The 19,849-nt window shown below is 71.4% G+C and carries 1 protein-coding gene (cut by a window edge); it reads right to left on the minus strand.

What is annotated here, in order from left to right:
- Positions 1 to 19,849: the 3' portion of a hypothetical protein gene (locus FBY39_RS00235; RefSeq protein ID WP_141929689.1), read on the minus strand. Its footprint extends 11,438 nt past the window's final position; the window shows 19,849 of its 31,287 coding nt (coding positions 11,439-31,287); its start codon lies beyond the right edge, outside the window; its stop codon occupies positions 1 to 3.

Here is a 19,849-nt window from a genome sequence, read left to right on the forward strand (position 1 = left end):
TCAGACGCGGCGGCGGCGGAGCAGGAACGCCCCCGCGCCGAGCAGGAGGAGGCTCGCGAGGAGCCAGCCGAGCATGCTCGGCGCACCCGTCGCCGCGAGGATGTCGGCGCCGTCCGAGGCCGGCTGGGCAGGGATAACGGGCGTGACCGGCTCCACGGGGTCGACCGGGTCGACGGGAACGATCGGTTCCTCCACGCCGCCGTTGATGTAGACGTTCCTGGCGACGGCATAGTCGTACAGGGGATCGTCGCTCGACACGATGTGGCTCACCGTCTGCACGATCATGCCGGGCCCGGGCTCTGCCGACGGGACGAGCGCGAAGAGCGAGAACGGGTGGTCGCCGACCGTGTCGATGAGACGCACGATGACCGTCTTCGGCCCTGTCTCGCCGATCTCGAAGATCAGGATCACCTGGTCGTGGAAGGTCAGCCCGCCGTCGATCGAGATCTCCGCGTAGGGCAGTCCGCCCGCGTACGCCGACGAGATCGTGATGTACACGCGCTCCGTCGGCGGCGTCCCGAGCGCGATCGTGTAGCTGTCGGTGGTCTTGACGCCCGTCTCGAGAGTCGTGCTCCCATCCGACTCGACGATGATGACCTCGCCCGCCCCCGCTTCGCGCGGGACGACCGGAACGATGACGGGAGCCGGGGGCACGACGCTCTCGTCCGGCAGGACGATGGGCGCCTCGACGACGACCGGCCCCGACGTGACCGTCGGCACGACGATGTGGTCGAACTCGATGTTGAGGCCACCGCCCAGCACCGTCACGGCGCCGACGACGATGTCCGCGGCCGGTCCCGTCGTGAGGATCGCGAACGACGATGTATCGGCTCCGCCGTCGAGCGAGAGGAAGCCGTTCTGGCGGTACGCACCATCGACGAGGCGAACGGCGAGCACCTGGAACGCGTCGTCGCCCGTGTTCGCCTCGACCCGCAGTTCCGCGACGTGGCCGTTGATGAAGAAGACGTCGTCGCCCGCGTTGCCGTAGAGCACGGCCGGCAGCGTGATGCCGCGGCTCGCCTCGCCGAACTCGGTCTCGATGGTCTCCATGCCGTCGCCGGGCTGCACGTCGGGCTCGATCCGCGGCGCACCGAAGAACTGACCGACGATGAACGTGTCGTTGCCGTCGTCGCCGTACACGGTTGTGACGCTGCTGTTGTCGTCGAAGACGAACACGTCGTCGCCGCCCAGGCCGTTGACCGTCAGGCGCGTGTTGATGCCCTCGTCGTAGGAGATGCGCTCGACCGTGCCAGCATCCTCATTGATCTGCGCGACGAAGGCGGGGCGTCGAGCGTCGGGGTGCTCGGCGATCGCGGCCAGTGCCCGGAAGAGGAACAGATCCGCGGCATCCGTGCCATCGATCGTGAGGGTGTTCTGGCCGTAGCGCACTCCCCCGCCCCGCACGATGATGCGGTAGTCGTGACCGACGGCGTCCTCTCCGCCCCACGTCTGGATCTGGAAGTGGTTGTTGCCGTCCTGTCCGAATAGCACGAGCGCGTCGCGCACCTCCGTGCCGGCGAAGTCGTCGCCGGGGAGCGCGAGATGCGTTCCCGTCATCGACTGCAGGAGGAAGACGAAGAACGTGTCGTCGCCGTCGCCACCGGCGAGCTTCGAGGAGTCGCCGCCGTAGACGAGGGTGTGACCGCCGAGAAGTGTGCTGTCGAAGAGGAACACGTCGTCGCCGAGTCCGCCGTAGATCTCGGTCGGGTGTCCCGTGACCTCGCCCGCGAAGTAGAGGAGCGACCCGCCCTGGCTCGCGAGGGTCTTGCCGAACGACGCGCGGATCGTCACGGTGTCGCCCTGGATGAGTGTGTCGAGGGGAGCGATGACGTCCTGTCCCACGAGGAGGGTCACGCTGCCACCCGCCACGACGCGGCCCTGCACGACGTCGGTGAGCTCATCGATCGTGCGCCCCTCGGAGAGGAGGAAGAGGCTCTCGTCGTCTCCGCCGTCGACGAACGGCACCGTGACGCGGACATCGCCTGTGACGGCCTCGGCCCGCAGGAGCAGAAGGCCGCCGGTCGCCTCCGTCACGAACACGCCCGTCGGCGGAACGAAGATGATGGCATCGCCGAGTGTCGAGAGGGCGTAGAGACGTGCGCCCGTTCCCGTGTCGACGACGAGGTCGAGCGACCGGTCGGGGCTGTCCGCGCCGATCGTGCCGCCGACGGCGATGAGGTCGATGTTCCCTCCGGCCCCGTCTCCGTCCGCGTCGCGCGCGATGACGCGGGCCACGGCGCCGGGCGCATCGGAGAGGATGCCGCCGGCCCGCGTCCGCAGCGCGACGTCGCCGTCGAGCGACTGCGCCACCTGCACGAAGAGCGTTCCGGCGACCTGGTCGAGGAGGACGTCGCCGCCCGCGAACGCCGTCACGCGGCCGCGCGCCGAGAGCGACGAGCGGATCTCGAGGAAGTCGGGCGCCGTGTCGAAGAAGGGCGGCAGGTCGAGGTCGGGGCCGCCGATGCGTCCGGAGAGAAGGCCCGCGATGAGCACGATGTCGCGGCCTGCGACGCGAGGCGTGCCGTCGTCGATCGTGCCGTCATCGAGGATCGATGCGGTGTTCTCGGCCGTCTGGAGCGTCACGTCGTCGGCGGTCGAGGTGATCGTCCCGACGCGGAGGTCACCCACGGTCTCGTAGTCGTATATCTCGCCGTTGGTGAGGAGCGTGATCTCGCCGTCGCCGTCGCTCGTCGAGTACGAGATCGCCGGGTAGCGGATGCTCGTGAGCGTCGCGTCCACGTCGGACCGGACGTCGAACGAGATGACGGTGTCGGTCGACGGGTGCCGGATGACGATGTCATCGCCCGCACGCACGTCGCTGAAGGTGTACGCACTGTCGCGCAGCACGTTCGACGTGCCCCATGCGACGAGAACGGGGTCGGTGAAGCCGGGCCACGGTCCCGGGTCGGGGTGGAAGTACGAGTGGTACTGGCCGCTCGGCGGGATCGGCGCGTTCGACGGCGGGTCGGTCACGACGACCTCGACGAGGTACGACGTGAACGGCGGCGGGTCGGAGCCGAAGATGCTGTCGTTGACGAGGATGTTGACGTCGCGTCCCGCGTGGATCGGCCCGAGGACCGGGAGGAACGCCGTCGACGCGTAGGGCGAGCCCACCGGCATCCGAGCACTGTAGGTGAGGTCGAGGACGACGTCGTCGCGGGCGTCGGCGACGAGCTCGACGAGCCGCGTCGGGTCGACATCGTCGATGAGGTAGTCGCTCTGAACGAGCACGATGGGAATCGGCAGGCGGAACGGGATGCCGAGGAGCGTGCCGGCGAGCCCGATCGTGCCGCGCTCGGCGTACAGCTGCGCGATGTTCGTGCGGATCGCGCCGTCTTCGAACGCGAAGATGTTGCCGTTCTCGGCGATGACGCGCGTCGTGCCGATCGGGTTGTCGATCGCGCCGTAGAGCTGGAGGTCGGCGGTCCCCGCGTTGTACCAGTTGGCGATGTCGACGAACGTCGGGATGAAGATGGGGCGCCCGATCGCGAACCGGAAGGTGCTGGAGTTATCGGCCCGCACGTTCACGGTCGCCCCGACGTCGTCGAGGTTGACGACGCTGATGGCGTTCACCCGCAGGTCGCGGTCGGAGAAGTTGTGGAGGCGCACGACGTCGAAGGTGTTCTGCACCTGCAGCGTGCCCTGGTCTCCCCGGACGATGCCCTGCTGCGAGCCACCGGTCGCGTTCGCGTGGTAGGTCGCCGACCCGCCGCCGTTGTTCTCGATCGCCTCGACGACGATCGTGCGACCGACCGGGATGACCTGGCCGAGCGTGTACAGCGTTCCGAGGTCGTCGCGCACCGTCACGGCGTACTTCTTGATGATGCGGCCCGCCGCGTCGACGATGAGCATCGGGTTGGGGGCGTGAAGGACGACATCGGCGTTCCACTCCACGAAGCGGAAGCGGTTGTCGGTGAGGCTCTGACCCGAGCCACCGAAGTCGATGAAGCCGCCACCCGTCGACGGACGCGGCTCGAGCGTGATGCCGACGTGAAGCGCCTCGACGAGGAGCGTCGCGGTGCGCACCCGCACGCCCGCCTCGGCCCGGACCGACGACGTGGCGTTGTAGCGGACGACCGCGTCGGCGTCGCTGTCGCCGCCGAAGCATCCGCACGTCGCACGCGCCTCGGCGCGCAGGAGGAGGTTGTCGTGCGTCGAGCGGATCGTGACGGTCTGCCAGCCGACGATCTTGGCGTCGCTGTTCAGCTGCGTGTGGACGGTCGAGGTCAGATGGACTTCGGATCGTGCGTCGGAGTCTTCGAACGCGCCGTCGCCGTTCGAGCGGTTGTAGTCGTACAGGCGCGTGGAGATCATCTGCGCCTGGAGGAGCACATTGTCGGCCTCGAGGTACGCGTCGCCGCCGACCGTCAGCGTCGACTGGTTGTTGGCGACGATGTGGCAGTTGCCGCACTCGTCGCCGGCGGTCGAGCTGCCGGCGAACGAACCGCCCGACGCGCTCGCGCGCAGTTCGGACTGCATCGCCGTGCCCGACGTCGCCGTCAGGTCGTTCCAGGCGGTCATCCTGCCCGAGAGCGTGACCCGCGAGATCGTCGTGAGGTCGGCCCGCGTGTTGGCCTCGGTGCCGTGACCGAAGCCGCCGGCGCTCGAGGACGCGTAGGCGTTGCCGCTCGCGAGCGTGAGGGGATCGATCAGGATGCTGCCGCCGGTCGATGCCACTTGGGTGCCGGGCTTGAGCGACACCGTCGTCGTCGCGCGTGCGCTCACGACGCCGCGAGCGTGGCTGACGGAGATGAAGCCGAGCCCCGCAGACGTGCCGTCGGCGACGGCAGCGGCGGTGTTGCGCGTCTGGACCGTGATGTCACCGACCGCCTCGATGCGCACGCGGTCGCGCACGTCGAGGTCGAGCGTCGCGTCGACGACGACCCGCGGGAGCGTCTCACCGACCGAGATGAAGCCGCCGCCCTCGCCCGACACGCGAGCTTCGGTGTAGCGCCCCGACGGGAGCGCCGGCGTCTGGGATGCGACCTGGATCCGCTGCTGGCCCGTCCCGGTGCTCGTGAGGTCGAGCACGAGCCTGCCGACGCCGAGGCCCGGCGCGATGTCGACGACGGCCGGGATGAAGCGGCTCGTGCCGACGCTGCCGCCCGCCGAGATCGGGACGTGGATGCAGACGCCGAGCAGGTCGATGAGCTCGAGACCGAAGGAGGCGGCCGTCGCATCGCAGACGCGATACACCTGACCGTTCGCGAGACCCGCGATCGGCTGCTGACCCGGCGCGAACAGCTGGTGGAGCACCTGCAGTCCCGCCTCCGAAAGGTCGGGGGTGAGTCCCTGCGGTGTGACGGGGATCGTTCCGCCGCCGCCGTCGTCGCAGTTTCCGAGCGCCTCGCAGAGCGACGCGGCGAGCTGGATCCGGTTCGGGTCGATGCGGATGACCCAGTACGTCGTGTTCTGCGCGAGACCCCCGAGCGCCCCTGCCGTCGAGCGGTAGACGACCGGGTCACCCGTCTGCAGTCCGTGGCCGCGGACGGCGATGACGTTGTTGTCCTCGATCTGGAAGGTCGGCGGGCTGCCGACCTGGACGGGGCTGCCCTCGGCATCGACGACGATGTCGACGCGGCTGGAGAAGAAGGAGGCGCGGGCTTCGGGCGCGATGTACTGAAGGAGCTGGCCGTCGGAGTAGGAGTGCGGACCCACGATGAGGCCGTCGGTCTCGTCGACGTCGCCGCCGTCGAACTCGTACGGCGTCTGGGGAGTGTCGGCATCGATGAGCTGGATGCGCACTTCGTCGAGGACCCGGACGATGTAGGCCTTGCCGTTGACGAGCCCCGGCACCGCGAAGCCCACGGCCGTGTAGAAGACGCGCTGACCGTCGACGAAGTGGTGCTCCCGGCCGAAGACGATGACGTCGTTCGCGGCATCCACGATCGTCCCGTCGAACGCCGCTCCCAGCTGGATCTGCGTCGGGGATACGACCAGCACGCCGTACTCCGACCCGTCTGTGAGGCCGCCCACGGCCGTGCCGCCTTCGCGGTGGTAGGTGACGGTGGCGGAGTCGTCGAGCGAGTGCGCGCCCGTCAGGGTGATCGTGTTCGCGCCCGTGTCGACACCCGTGACGGCGTCGAAGGCGAACGAGGGAAGGGGCGGAGGCGGTGCGGAATTCTGGTTGGCCGTCAGGCGCACCGTGCCGCCCGCGCGCAGGTACGTGTCCTCGGCGACGGCGAGCCGTACGGTGGGGAGGGTCTCGGCGGTCGCCTCGTTCGTCTGGACGTTGAGGGCGACGCCGACGGAGAAGTTGGCGGCGAACGAGCGCGAGATCGGCTGCGCCGTCGCCTCGGCCGAGATGTTGCCGCTGACGACGATCGGGAGGCCCGCACCCACGAGCGTGTCGACGACGGGTGAGACGTGCGCCTTCGCCCGACCGACCGAGATCGCGAGCGCGGCGCCCGACGTGTTCTGCAGCTTCGCGACGGCCTCGTCGGTCGAGTGCGCGCGGACCGCGAGCGACGACGCTCCCGCCGATCCCGCACCCGCGCCGAGCACCTGCGCGAGCATCCGCGCCCATGTCGACGCCGTGATGCGTGCTTCTGGCGTTGCCGAGCTCACCGTGACGGCCCCGCCCGCGACGGATCCGCCCGCGGCTGTCGCGGTGTTGACGGCGATCGCGTCCACGACGATGGCGGCGTTGGGCGCATTCACTGTCGCGCCGGCGAGAACCCGGGCCTGCGTCACGACGTCGCTCGTGATCGTCGCGCGCCCCGACGAGATCGTGAAGGCACCGAGGCCGAATCCGATGCCGCCCGACGTCGACGTCGCGGTGTTCGTCGCGTTCGCCCGGACGGCCAGACCCGTGCCGCCGAACTGGTCGCCCGAGAAGTCGGCCGTCGTCGCGGAGCCGATGAGCGCCGTCGGCACATCGAAGCTGCCGACGAAGATGCCGCCCGACGCGACGTCGGTCTGCGCCGTGACGGTGTTGACGGCACCGGCGGTGACCTCGACGGCACCCGACGTGACGAGGAGCCCCGACCCGAACCGCGCTGTTACATCAGCCGTGGTCGTCAGTTCGGCCACGGCGAGCGACACATCGAGCGAGGCGATCGCGATGGAGACCCCGTCGAGGCGGGCGGAGACGTCCGCTGCTCCGGATGCCGCGACGACGACGCCCGTCGAAGCCGTCACGATGCCGTCGTAGAACGCGCTGACGGCGGGGCGGATCGTCGCGGTCGAGAGGAGACGCCCACCCGCGATGAGCCCGCCGCCACCGCTGTCGACGTGAGATGCGGCGCGGGTACCCGCGCGGCTCTCGGAACGGACGGCGACCTGACCCGTGGCCTGGAGCGTCACACCGGATCCGACCGACGCGGTCGTGTCTGCGGACTCCTCGATGATCGCCGTCGCCGTCGTGTCGCGGCCTTCGAGGACCGAGATCGAGAGGACCCGCACGGTCGCGTCGACGGTGTTCCGCGACGACGCCGACACTGTGAACGCTCCGGAGTCCGCCGCTCCCGCGACGAACGACGCACGCGTGGGAGCCGACACGAAGGCTTCGGGGGTCGTGCCCTTGATGCGGAAGAGCTGCACGCTGACGCTCCGGACGTCGGCGAGCGCTGCGTTCTGCGACCACGCCGTGACGGCCACAGGACCCGCTCCCGCGCGCACCTGCCCGGCGCCCGACGCCACTTCGGCGACGACGGCGGCCGACGTCGTGACGACGGCGCGTGCTCCTCCTTCGCCGAGCGCGAGGAGTCCGATGTCGACGTAGCGCGCTCGCGCGGTCGACGTGTTCTCGCCGCGCGCATCGACCGTCAGTCCGTTGCCGACGAGCGTCGAGCGGAACTCCGCGCGCGTGCCGGCGGAAAGCGTCGCGGTCGGGACGTTCTCGCTGTAGCCGAAGCCAGCGACCGTCGCGGCATCCGTCGTCGCCGTCACGATGTTGCGGCTGTGCGCCCGCACCGTCGTCATCGCCGAAGACCACACGGGGGCGATGATCGACGCCCGGACGCTCGCTTGGTCGGTGAGGAGCGCCGAGACGACCGAGACGGACACGGCGAAGCCCGAGATCCCGAGGGTCGTCGTGTCCGCTTCGACGGACGAGCGTCCCGTCGCACTGGCTTCGACTCCGCCCGCGGCACCGACCGTGCTGGAGATCTCGGCGATCGTGGCGCCGCGCAGGATGGCGGAGGTGATCGCGGCACCGAAGCCGACGATGCCGCCGCTTCCGCCGAAGAAGCGCGCGCGGGCGACGTTGCCGTACGTGCCGTCGTCGATGATCGTCGAGCGGGCGGCGATCAGGCCGCGGCTCCCGACCCAGCCGGAGTCGATGAAGGCGTTGACGGCGGCCGATGCTGTGACCTCGGCCTTCGCCTCCGTGCCCGTCGCTCCGCCGAGGAACGAGATGTTCGCGAGGAAGACTTCGGCGAACGCCTGGTTCTGGCCCGTCGCCGCCACCGTGATGGAGCCGGAGTCTGCGACGTCGCCGCTCAGCCGCGCCTCGGTGAGTCCCGTGATGAGGGCGACGGAGCTCATGAGCGACGCCGTCACGGCGCTGAGGCCGCCACCGGGAGTGAAGGTGTCGACGCGGTTCCGCGAGTTCGCCGCGACGCCCACGGCACCGCCCGCCGAGATCCACGCGCCGTCGGCGACGAGGGCGATGGTCGTGCGCGAGACCGTCGCGTGGGCGAGGGTCAGTCCCAGGGTGAAAGCGCCGGTCTGGATGTTGAGCGTCTGCGCGTCGACGGTGTTGCGTCCATCGGCGAGGAGGGAGAAGGCACCGGCGACCCGGGCGATGCCCGTGAACTCCGCCCGCGTGGTTCCCGAGATCTCACCCGTCGCCGCCGCGCCGTTGATCGAGGCGCCGACGCCGCCCGATACCGACTGCGCCGTGACGGGAACGTCGATGACGGAGGTCGCCGAGACGCTCACGCCGCCGACCGGTGTCAGGGCGCCGAGGTCGGCGAGACCGATCCGCGCGCGTGTGTCACCCGTGACGTCGGCGACGGCGACGGATGCTCCCGCCGCGACCGCCGCGAGGGCGACGCCGATCGTTCGGGGTGCGACGCGGCGGTCCGTCTGCGCGGTCGCCGAGACGACCCCGCCGGCCGTCGGGATCACGACGCCGTCGTCGATGTGCGACGTCTGCCTCGCGTCGGAATCGAGCACGATGACCTGGCCGGCGACGGCGAGGAGTCCGAGCTGCCCCGAGAAGGAGAGCGCCTCCGTGCGCTCACGATGCCCCGTCTGCACGGCGACATCGCCGCCCGCGAGGATGACCGTGCCGCCGGCGATCCCCGCATCGACGTTCGAATCCAGGGTCGCGATGACGATGGAGGCGCCGAGGGCACCGACGCCGCCGGACGCCGAGCCGGCGAGACCGAAGTACGACTCGTCCGCGCGCGCCGTGACCCGCACGTCGTCGCCCGTCACGATCGTGACGTTCGCACCGATGCCACCCGACGTGCCGCCGGGGACGGGCGGGAGCGAGAACTCCTGCGAGACGAGGTCGGTTCCGGGGGCACGCGACGCGATCGAGGCGGACGCCTGCTGAAGGTACGGCGTGTAGCGCGATGTCGTGTTGTCGCTCGAGCCCGTCGTCGCGCCGTCGAGGATCCCCTGGTAGCCGTTCGCGCCGCCGCCGGACGCGTGACCACCGGCCTGCTGCTGCGGCGTCCCCTCGCCCTCGGAGGCGAGCGCGTCCTTGCTGCCGCTGCCGTCGTCGTAGGAGCCGGACGGCGAACCGCCCGCCGTCCACACCGTGACCGACGCGGATGCTCCCACGAAGCCGCCCGCGATGCTGACGGCGATCGTCTGCACCTTGCGGATCGTCAAGGCCTGCACGACGACATCGTCGCTCGCGAACACGGTCGCGTAGTCGCCGATGCTCGCGGCGGTCGTGATGTCGACGACGCCGATGTCGATGCCGCCCGAAACCCCGACGAAGCCGGCACCGAGACCGCCACCGATCGTGAAGGTGTCCGTGTGGTCGGTAGCGGTGACCGACACCGACTGCGCCGCGCCGGCGGGCCGATCGCCGTTGATGACCGTGCGCTCGGCCGACGTGCTGTCGATCCGCGCGATCGTCGTTCCGCGGAGGAGCGTGACGTTGACGGCGCCCGCGACACCGACGAAGCCCGCCCCGAGGGCGACCGCGAGGCCGAAGGCCTTCTGGCTCGACGACGCCCGCACCGCGAGACCCGACTGCGTCCCCTCGGGGAACCCGTTCGCGTTCACCGTGCCGGTTGGGATGCCGCTCAGGGCACCACCGCCGAGAGCCCGGGCATCGACGGTGTTGCCGGCACCGATGACGGCGCGAGTGTCCTTCGTGCCCGACACGACGCCCACGCCGATGCCGACGCCGACGAACCCGACGCCCACTCCGCCCGAGACGATCGTGAGGTCGGTGTCGTCGATCGCCTGCACGAGGATGTTGTTCCCCGCGTCGAGGGTGACCCGCTCCCCCGTCCGCGCGTAGGTGTGGAGGTTCAGGACGGCGACGACCACGGCGACCCCGACGCCGACGACACCGCCGCCGAGCGAGACGCCCGCCGCCGTGACGTTCGCGACGGCGTCGGCGACGATCCGGATGTCGCGCGCGGCGCGGACGATCGCACCCGTGTCGATCGTGGCATCCGTGTCGATGTCGACGATGTCGACGGCGGCGCTCGTCGCGATGCCCGCGATGCCGGCCGCGAGCGCACCCGACACCATGAGCTGGCGGAAGGCGGATCCGGCGGCGACGGCGACCGATTGCGCGGCGTTCGCTCCCGCCTCGTCGTTGACGCGAGCGAGCTTTCCGATGAGAGCGTCGGTGTCGACGCTCAGGACGTTCACGTTGCCGCTGACGCCGACTCCTGCCGTGCCGCCCGCCGCGGTCGCGCCGACCGCGAGGATCTCGTCGCTGTTGTTGGCGATGACGGCGACGCCCCGGATGACGCCCGTGACAGGAGTCAGGATGCGGATGCCCGTGACCTGGGCGGGGTCTCCCGGTGCCGTCGTGCCCTGCAGCACGAAGCTGTGGGCCCGTCCGGTCGCGGCAGCCGCGTCGAGTGCGATCGGCGTCTGCGGACCGGAGCAGCCGTCGGCGCTCGGGTCGGCTTCGCACAGCGTGCGGGCGAGGCGGAACGAGTTCGGTCCGACGGGGATGACGTAGTAGGTCTCGCCGTCGACGAGCTGCCCGATGGGCGCTCCCCCGTTGGCGGTGTAGACGACGGCGTCGCCGAGGTCGAGATCGAGGTCGTACGGAAGCGTCACGACGTTGCCCGCCACGTCGAGCGACGGCGTGAAGTACGGGGCGTCGCGCTGCGGCATCGCGCCTTCGTCGGTGCCGAAGATGCGGTGCGACTGTCCCGGCCGCGCGGGGAGGGTCAGCGCGATGGGTGCGCCGACGGGGTTGCCTGCAGCGTCAAACGGCGAGGCGTAGAGGCGCACGCGCGTCGGCGAGACGACCTCCGCGTAGTAGGGCTGGCCCGCGACGAGGGTGCCGAGCGCCTGCCCGCCGCCCGGGTCGTACGACACCTGCTGGCCGTTCGTGAGACCGTGCGCGTAGCCGAGCTCGACCGTCGTGGCATCCACGAGCGCCGTCTGCGGGTTGAAGCGCGTGTCGATGAAGTGGACGTCGTAGCCGCCCGTCGTCGCGAGCATTCCCGCTCCGCCGCCTTGCGCGACGACGCGGGAGAGGTCGCCGATGAACGCGCGCGTGACCTTCGTGACGATCGGCACGGCCGCTGCAGCGCCAACGCCCGCCGAGCCGCCGATCGCAACCGCGCCGGCGATGACGGTGAGGCTCAGCACCTCGTTCGCCGTGACGCGCGTGCTTCCGCCCGCGAACACGTCGGCCCGCGACGACGGACACGTCGCGGCGCTGACCGTGCCGGCGCCGCAGATCTCGCCGACGAAGGCCATCGTCGTGATGGAGTAGACGGGCACGGCCGCATTGACGGCGACGCCGACCGTGCCGCCGATGGACGCACCCGCCGACACCGACACGACCTCTTCGCTCGACAGCGCGTCGACTCCGACGTCTCCCGACACCGCGACGACCGCCTGGGGTGCGATCCAGGCGCGCGTGTTCTTCGTCAGCACCTGCACGTCGGCGCCGGCGCCGATACCCGCCGTGCCACCGAGCGCCGCCTGACCCGCGACGCCGCGAAGGGTCGTGTGGTCGGTCGCACTGATCATGGCCGAGGCCGACCCACCGGGGGCGACGCCGTCGAGCGTGACGCCGCGGTCGAGGTGGGCGAGGGTCGTGTTGTCGTGGATGCCGACGGACGCCGACCCTGCGACGGCGGCCGTTCCGGCGCCCGCACCGCCGATCGCGAACATCCAGATCTCACCGGACTGGCTCGCGGCGAGCGTGAGGCCGACACCGCCGCGCGCCCACAGGGTCGTCGCGGGGGCGACCGAGGCGTCGACGATGCCCGTGCGGACGAAGACGACCGACGAGACACCGACGCCCGCCGTGCTCGCCGCGCCGACGGCACCCGCGAAGAGGGTCGCCTCGACGGGGTCGGCTGCGGTGATCGTCATCGAGCCGCGGGCGCGGACGGTCGTGGGGGTTTCGGCGCCACCCTCGATGGAGGCACGCGTGCCGGGAGCGCCCGAGCCCTTGTTGACGACGAGAACGACGAAGGAGCCCGCGATACCGGCATCCGATGCCGCAGCCCCACCGGCGGTGACCTGCGTGAAGGCCTCGCCGGCGGTCGCGACGAGCCAGACCGACCCGCCGAGGTCTGCCGTGACGCCACGCCCGATGTACGCCCGGACGTCCTTGTTGTGCACGCCGACGATGAGCGCGAAGCCGATGCCCGCCGTTCCCGTCGAGAGGCCGAGGGCCCCGGCGACATCGACGAACTCCGTCTGATCGGATGCCGTGAAGGCGAGGTCCTGTCCCGCCGTGGCCGGAATGCCCTGGTTGATCTGCGCGCCCTCGCCGACGCCCGCGTGCGTCACGCGGTCGGTGACGTTGACGATGACGGAGCCTCCGACCGCGACGTCGCCGTTGCCGGCGGCGGCTCCGAGCGCCACACCCGTGAACGATCCGAGGCTGCCGAGGAGCGGGATCTCGGGTGCCGGGAGCGGAGCGAGGGATGCCGCGGCCCGGCCGATGATGGCGCCGCCGGCGTCGATGACGGTCGGGGTGGCGAAACTCGATTCGATGACGGCGCGGGTCGTCGATTCGACGAACTGCACGACGATGCCGGCGCCCACGCCGTTGCCGTCGAGCGTGATGGCACCGGATGCTGCGATGGCCGACAGACCCATGGGGTTCGACGCGTCAAGCGAGATGCCGCCGACGACCGCGAAGGTGGAGCCCGTGCCGATGACGGCCTCGTTCGTGAGGAGCAGCACCTGGACAGCAGCGGAACCCGCGACCGACGTGTCGCTCGTGCCGCCCGAGGCCGCGATCGCCCACGCCTGGAAGTCGTTGCGGTCTCCCGTCGACAGCCCCGTGATCGCGACGCTTCCCGCCTGCACGTCGGCGCCCGCGCCGACGACTCCGCGGTTGTCGACCGTGACGACGTTGAGGGCGACGGCGGCGCCGACCTTCGTTCCGCCGTCGAGCTTCGCGCTGAGCCCCGTCGCCTGCGCGACGGCATCCGTCTCGTTCGATGCCAGCACGGCGAAGACGCCGTCGACGTCGACGACGAGGTTCGGGGCGAGGGCGGCCTCCGAGGTGACGGTGACCCAGTTGACCGTCACGGCGGCGCCGATGCCGACACCGTCGCTCGACTGGCCCGACTGCGATCCCGCCTGACTGTTGCCCTGCGAGACGTTGTCGCTCGCCGACGGGAGCGTCGTCGAGGAGGCACTGGTGGCCGGGGTTCCCGAGAGCTGGTTCTGCGCCTGCTGGTCGGAGTTGCTCGCGCCGCCCGTGCTCGTCGGATCGGCACCGCCCGCGCTGGCCTTCGCGATCGCGCTCGTGTGCACCTCGTTCGCGGCGATGAGCCACAGGGAACCGGCCGTGATGTCGCGCAGGACCGTCGCCCGCACGTCGAGGGTCACGACGTTGATGACGACGATGGCACCGACCGCCGTGTCTCCCGCGGCCTCCGCGTCTCCCGAGACGGTGACCGATCCCTCGTGGGTGGCCCGCACGATGACGTCACCCGTTGCGACGAAGGGCCGCGGTCCGGGAGTGCCGATGCGTGCCCGCACGACGGGGAGGACGACGTTGATTCCGACGGCGGGGCTCACGGCCGTTCCGCCCGCCGAGCCCGCGGTCACTTCGTTGACGACCGTGTCGGCGTGATCCGCGCGGACGGTGACGTTCGCGCCGCCGGCGACATCCGCACCGTCCTCGATCTCGGCGCGCGTCATGTCGTCGGCGATGACGTTGACCGCGAGCGAGGCGCCGACACCCGTCGAGGAGCTCCCGCCCGTGGCATCCGCCGTCGCCTTCGCCGTGTCGGTGCGCCGGTTCTCGGCCGCGATCGTGACGTCGCCCGTGCCGAAGTCGACGACGGCCGACGAGGGGATCCAGGCCTCCGTGCTGTTCGTCACGATGTTGAGGGCGACGGCTCCCGCGACGCCGACATCCTTCGAGCCGGCGCCGGCGTTCGCGATCGCGGAGAAGTCGTGGGTCGAGTCGCCCGGGAGCGTCGTCATCGTCGCGGATGCCGCGAAGCCGTTGCCCGCGACGACGGCCCGCTCTCCGACCCACGCGCGGTTGACGACGAAGGCGAGGTTGAGGGCGACCGCGACGCCGACACCCGCGTCGTCCTGCGCGAGCGCCGTGCCCGAGGCTTCCGCCTTGCCGTCGACCTGGGCCGCCGTGAGGAGCCACACGTGCCCACCTGCCGTGATCTCCAGATCGTCGGGAAGGTACGCCGTGAAGCTCACGTCCGAGATCGTGAGGGCGACGGCACCGGCGACCGAGACGCCGCCGTCGCTCGTCGAGGCGGACGGGCTGTCGCTGTTCTGCACACCCGCGCCGCCCTGCGACGTGCTCGCCGAGTTCGCGTAGTCGCGCTGGCCCTGCACCTGACTGTCGACATTCCCCGACGGGGCATCCGCGCTGTCCTCACCGGGAGCTCCGCTGGCCGAGGCGCTCGCGGTCGACGCGTTGAGCGACGAGCCGGTCGCGGAGAGCGTCGTCCATCCGCCCGAGACGATGCTCCGGCGGGTAACCGCGAGAGTCTCGTCGAAGGCGAAGGTCAGAGCGATCGCGATGCCGATGGCGGCGTCGCCCGCGTCGGTCGCGACGGCACCCGCCGTCGTCGCGGCGGCCGTGTGCTGCATCGCGGAGAGCTGGACGTTGCCGGTCGCCTCGATCGGACCGGACACGAGCGAACCGATGACGGCCGTCGTGCGGACGTTCGAGACCGTGATGCCGATCGCCGGGGTGACGGTGACGTCGCCGCCCTTCGCGCCCATCGACGCCTCCGTGACGGTCCGGCTCGTCGACGATGCAACGAGCACGATGTCGTCCGCACCCGTCAGCGAGACCTCGTCGTCGAGGCGGGCGTGCGTGTCGCTCGTGATGAGCGCAAGGGCGAAGGATGCTCCGACGCCCGCGTCACCGGTCGCGACGACGCCTTCGCCCGCCGCGAGAGCCTTGATCGTCGAGGCGAGTGCGCTTCCCGCCGCGAGCGTCGCGTCGCCGCCCGTCAGCACGACGGTTCCCGACACCGCCGCGAGAGTGTCGAACCAGACGAGGCCGAGGGCGACCGAACCCGCGACGGAGACCTTGCCGCCGCCCGCGCCCGACGACGCGACGGCGCCGATCGTCGAGGTGTCGTCCGAGCCGTCGATCGTCATCGTCGCGCTCACGGTGAGCGCTTCGGCGAGCACGGTGAGTGTCGCCGGTACGACGGAGCGGTTCACGACGTCGACGTACGTGATCGCGACGCCGGCGCCGATCGCGGCGTCGCCGCCGCGCGCTGCCGAGCCGTCGGCCCCCGTCGCGGCATCCGTGTTCTGCGACGACGACAGCGTGACCCGGCCGCCGGCCGTGACTGTCTCGACCTGCGGCTCGACGATCGAGAGGGCGCGGACGGTCGCGATGACGATGCCGATCGCGGCGGCGACGGCAACGGGGCCCGCGCTCGTCTCGGCGTTGGGCGTCTCCGCGCTGCCGGACCCCTCGACGCCGTAGCCGCCTGCGACGGTGTCGGCGTAGTCGCGCTGACCGCCGACCTGCTGGTCGACCCCCGTGCCACCGGATCCGCCGTCGCTCTCGTTCTCGGGAGCCCCCGACGCGGATGCCGACGCCCGGGCGCTCGAGCGCGACCAGCTGAACGCCTGGAGCGTCACGTCGCCACCGGCGGTGACGACGCGCCCGAGGGACGCCGTGACGGTGTGGTTCGCGATCGTGAGGGCGAGGCCGATGCCGACGGCTGCGTCGCCACCCGCGATGGCCTCGGCGGCGGCCGTGTTCTCGGCGGCGGCGTGCTGCGTCGCGCGGACGACGACGTCGCCCGTCGCGGTGAGAGTACCTGTGCCGATCCGTGCCCGTGTCGTGACGTTCGAAAGCACGATCGCGATGGCGGGGGACACCGCGACGCCGCCGCCCTCGGCGCCCATGCGGGCCTCGGTCGTCGTCGCGTCACGCGCCTCCGCCGTGAGGGAGACATTCCGCGCGCCCGTGATCGAGACCTCGTCGTCGACGAGAGCCGTCGTCCGGTGGGTGTCGAGGGTGAGGGCGAACGAGACACCGATGCCGGCGTCTCCCGCACCCGTCGTCCCGCTGCCCGTCGGCAACGCCGTGACGGTGCCTGCGACAGCGCTCTGGGCGAGAAGCGTGACGTCTCCGCCCGTGAGGATCAGCGTGCCGTACACGGCCGCGGTCGTGTCGGTCGTGACGATCGCGATCGCGACGGACCCCGCGACGGAGACGTTGCCGCCCGCCGCTCCCGAAGAGGCCGCAGCGCCGAAGGTCGACGTCGTGTCGGTGCCGTCGGCCGTCACGGCCGCCGTGAGCGACACGTCGCGCGCACGGATCGTGAGGGTCACGGGGACGACGGCGCGGTTGACCGTCGTCGACAGGGTGAGGGCGACACCCGCACCGATCGTCGCGTCGCCGTCGCCCGCGGCGGAGCCGTCGCCACCCGAGCGCGCATCCGTGTTGACACTCGACTCGAGCGCGACGGTCCCCGCCGCGACGATGTCGGCGACGACGGGATCCACGACCGTCTCGGCGCGGACATCGGAGATGACGATGCCGACGGCGGCCGCGACGCTGACAGGACCGTCGCTCGTCTCGGCGCTCGGCGTCGCCTGCGAGCCGGAGTCCTCGCCGCCGTTCGCCGTCGAGACGGAGTCGGCGTGCGCACGCTCGCCGGCGGCGAGGTCGTCGACACCCGTACCGGATCCGCCACCGGGGTTCTCCGGATCGCCCGAGTCCTCGTTCTCGGGCGCACCCGCGGCGGACGCCGACGCGAGCGCACTCGAAACCGAGACGCTCGACGCTCCGAGGCGCACTCCCCCGCCCGCCGTGACGTTGCGGGCCAGTGTCGAGGTCGCGCCGTGGTTGGCGATCGTCAAGGCCAGGGCGACGCCGATCGCGGCATCCGCGGCATCCAGCACCGCCGACGAGGCGGTCGTGTCGGCCGAAGCCTTCTGCGTCGCGGTCGACACGAGGTCGCCCGTGATCGAGAGCGTCCCGGTGCCGATGCGCGTGAAGGTCGTGACGTTGGACAGCGTCACGGCGACGGCGGGCGCGAGGGCAACGTCGCCGCCCTTGGCTCCCATCCGGGCTTCGGTCACGGCGGCGTCGGTCGCGGTGGCGGAGAGCGTGACGCTGCGTCCGCCCGTGAGGCTCACGCCGTCGGCGATCTCGGCCGTCGTGCGGTCGGTCACGAGGTTCAGTGCGACGGAGGCGCCGATGCCCGCATCGCCCGTCGCCACGACGCCGTCGTCGAAGGGGAGAGCCTTGACGGTGCTCGCGACGCTGCTGACCGCCGTGAGCGTCGCGTCGCCGCCGAGAAGCGCGACCGTTCCGTCGATCCACGCGCGGGTCGTGTGGTTGACGACGGCGAGTGCGAAGGATCCCGCGACCGAGATCTTGCCGCCGCCGGCACCCGAGACCGACTGCGCGCTCATCGTCGCGGTCGTGTCGGCGCCGTCGGCGGTGACGGTCGCCGACAGCGCGAGGTTCTGCGCGGTCACCGTGAGCGTCGCCGGCACATCGGCCGTGTTCGTGACGTTCGCGAGGGTCAGAGCGACCGCTGCACCGATCGTCGCGTCGCCGTCACCCGCGGCAGAGCCGTCGGCGGCGGATGCGGCATCCGTGTTGGCGCTCGAGGCGAGTTTCACGGTCCCGCCCGCCGTGATGTTGGTGACCGCCGCATCGACGACGGTGCGTGCGCGGACGGTCGAGATCGTGATGGCGACGGCGGCGGCGACATTGACCGATCCGCTGCTCGACTCGGCGGTCGGCGCCGCCTGATCGCCGGAGTCCTCACCGCCGTTCGCTGTCGCGACGCCGTCGGCGTTGGCCCGCTCGCTGGCCGCGAGCTCGTTCACGCCGGTGCCGGCTCCCCCGCCCGGGTTGGCCGGGTCGCCGGAGTCCTCGTCGTTCTCGGGTGCCCCCGCAGCGGATGCCGCAGCGGTCGCCGACGAGACGGAGACGCTCGATGCGCGGAGCGTGACGTCGACGCCGGCCGTGGCGTTTCGAGCGAGCGTCGAGGTGACGGTGTGGTTCGCGATCGTGAGGGCGAGGCTCACTCCGATCGCCGCGTCGGCGGCGTCGAGGACGGCGCTCGTCGCGCTCGTGGCCGCAGTCGCCTTCTGGGATGCCGTCATGGTCAGGCTTCCCGTGACGGTCAGGACCCCCGTGCCGATGCGCGTCTGCGTCGTCACGTTCGACAGCGTGATCGCAACGGCCGGAGCAAGCGCGACGTCGCCGCCCGCGGCACCCATCCGCGCTTCCGTGACGGCGTCGTCGCGCGCGGTCGCCGTGAGGGTGACATTGCGTGCCCCCGTGAGGGAGACGCCGTCGGCGACGTCGGCCGTCGTGCGGTCCGTGATGAGGTTGAGGGCCACCGACGCGCCGAACCCGAAGTCCCCGGCATCCGTCACACCCGCACCGGCAGGAAGCGCCTTCACAGTGGTCGACACGGCGCTCGTCGCCGTCAGGGTCGCGTCGCCACCGGACAGCTGCACCGTCCCGTCGACACCCGCACGCGTCGTGTGGTTCACGACCGCGAGCGCGAACGACCCCGCGACCGAAATGTCACCGCCCCCGGCGCCCGCGACCGACTGCGCCCCGAACGTCGACGTCTCATCCGCACCATCCGATGTGACCGTCGCAGAGACGACCAGGTTCTGTCCCCGCACCGTGAGGGTCGACGGGACCGTCGTCCGGTTGACGACATCGGCGAGGGTGATCGCGACGGCGGCGCCGATCGTGGCATCCGCTCCCTGCGACGCCGAACCATCAGCCGACGTGGACGCGTCGGTGTTCGCCGAGCTCGCGAGCGTCACGGTGCCGCCCGCCGTGATCGTCGCGACGCCGGGATCGACGATCGCCTGACTCCGGACTGTCGCGAGCGTGATCGCGACGGCGGCCGCGACGTTGACCTCGCCCTGCGACGACTCCGGCCGCGGCGTCGTCGCCGTTCCCGCGCCGGCGCCGCCGTTGGCGGTCGACGTCGCGTCGGCGTGGGCTCGCTCGCTCTCCGCAGCATCCACGACGCCCGATCCGGAGCCGCCTCCACCGCCGCCGTTCTGCGGTGCGCCCGCCGCGGAGGCGGCGGCGGTCGAGGACGAGACCGAGATGCTCGACGCGCGGAGCGCGATGTCGACGCCGGCCGTCGTGACACGCGCGAGGGTCGAGGTGACGGTGTGGTTCGCGATCGTGAGCGCGAGGCTCACCCCGACGCCCGCATCGGCGGCGCCCTCGGTCGACGACGATGCCGTCGTGGCGGCGGTCGCTTTCTGGGATGCCGTCATG

The sequence above is a fragment of the Microbacterium sp. SLBN-146 genome (assembly GCF_006715145.1).
GTDB lineage: Bacteria > Actinomycetota > Actinomycetes > Actinomycetales > Microbacteriaceae > Microbacterium.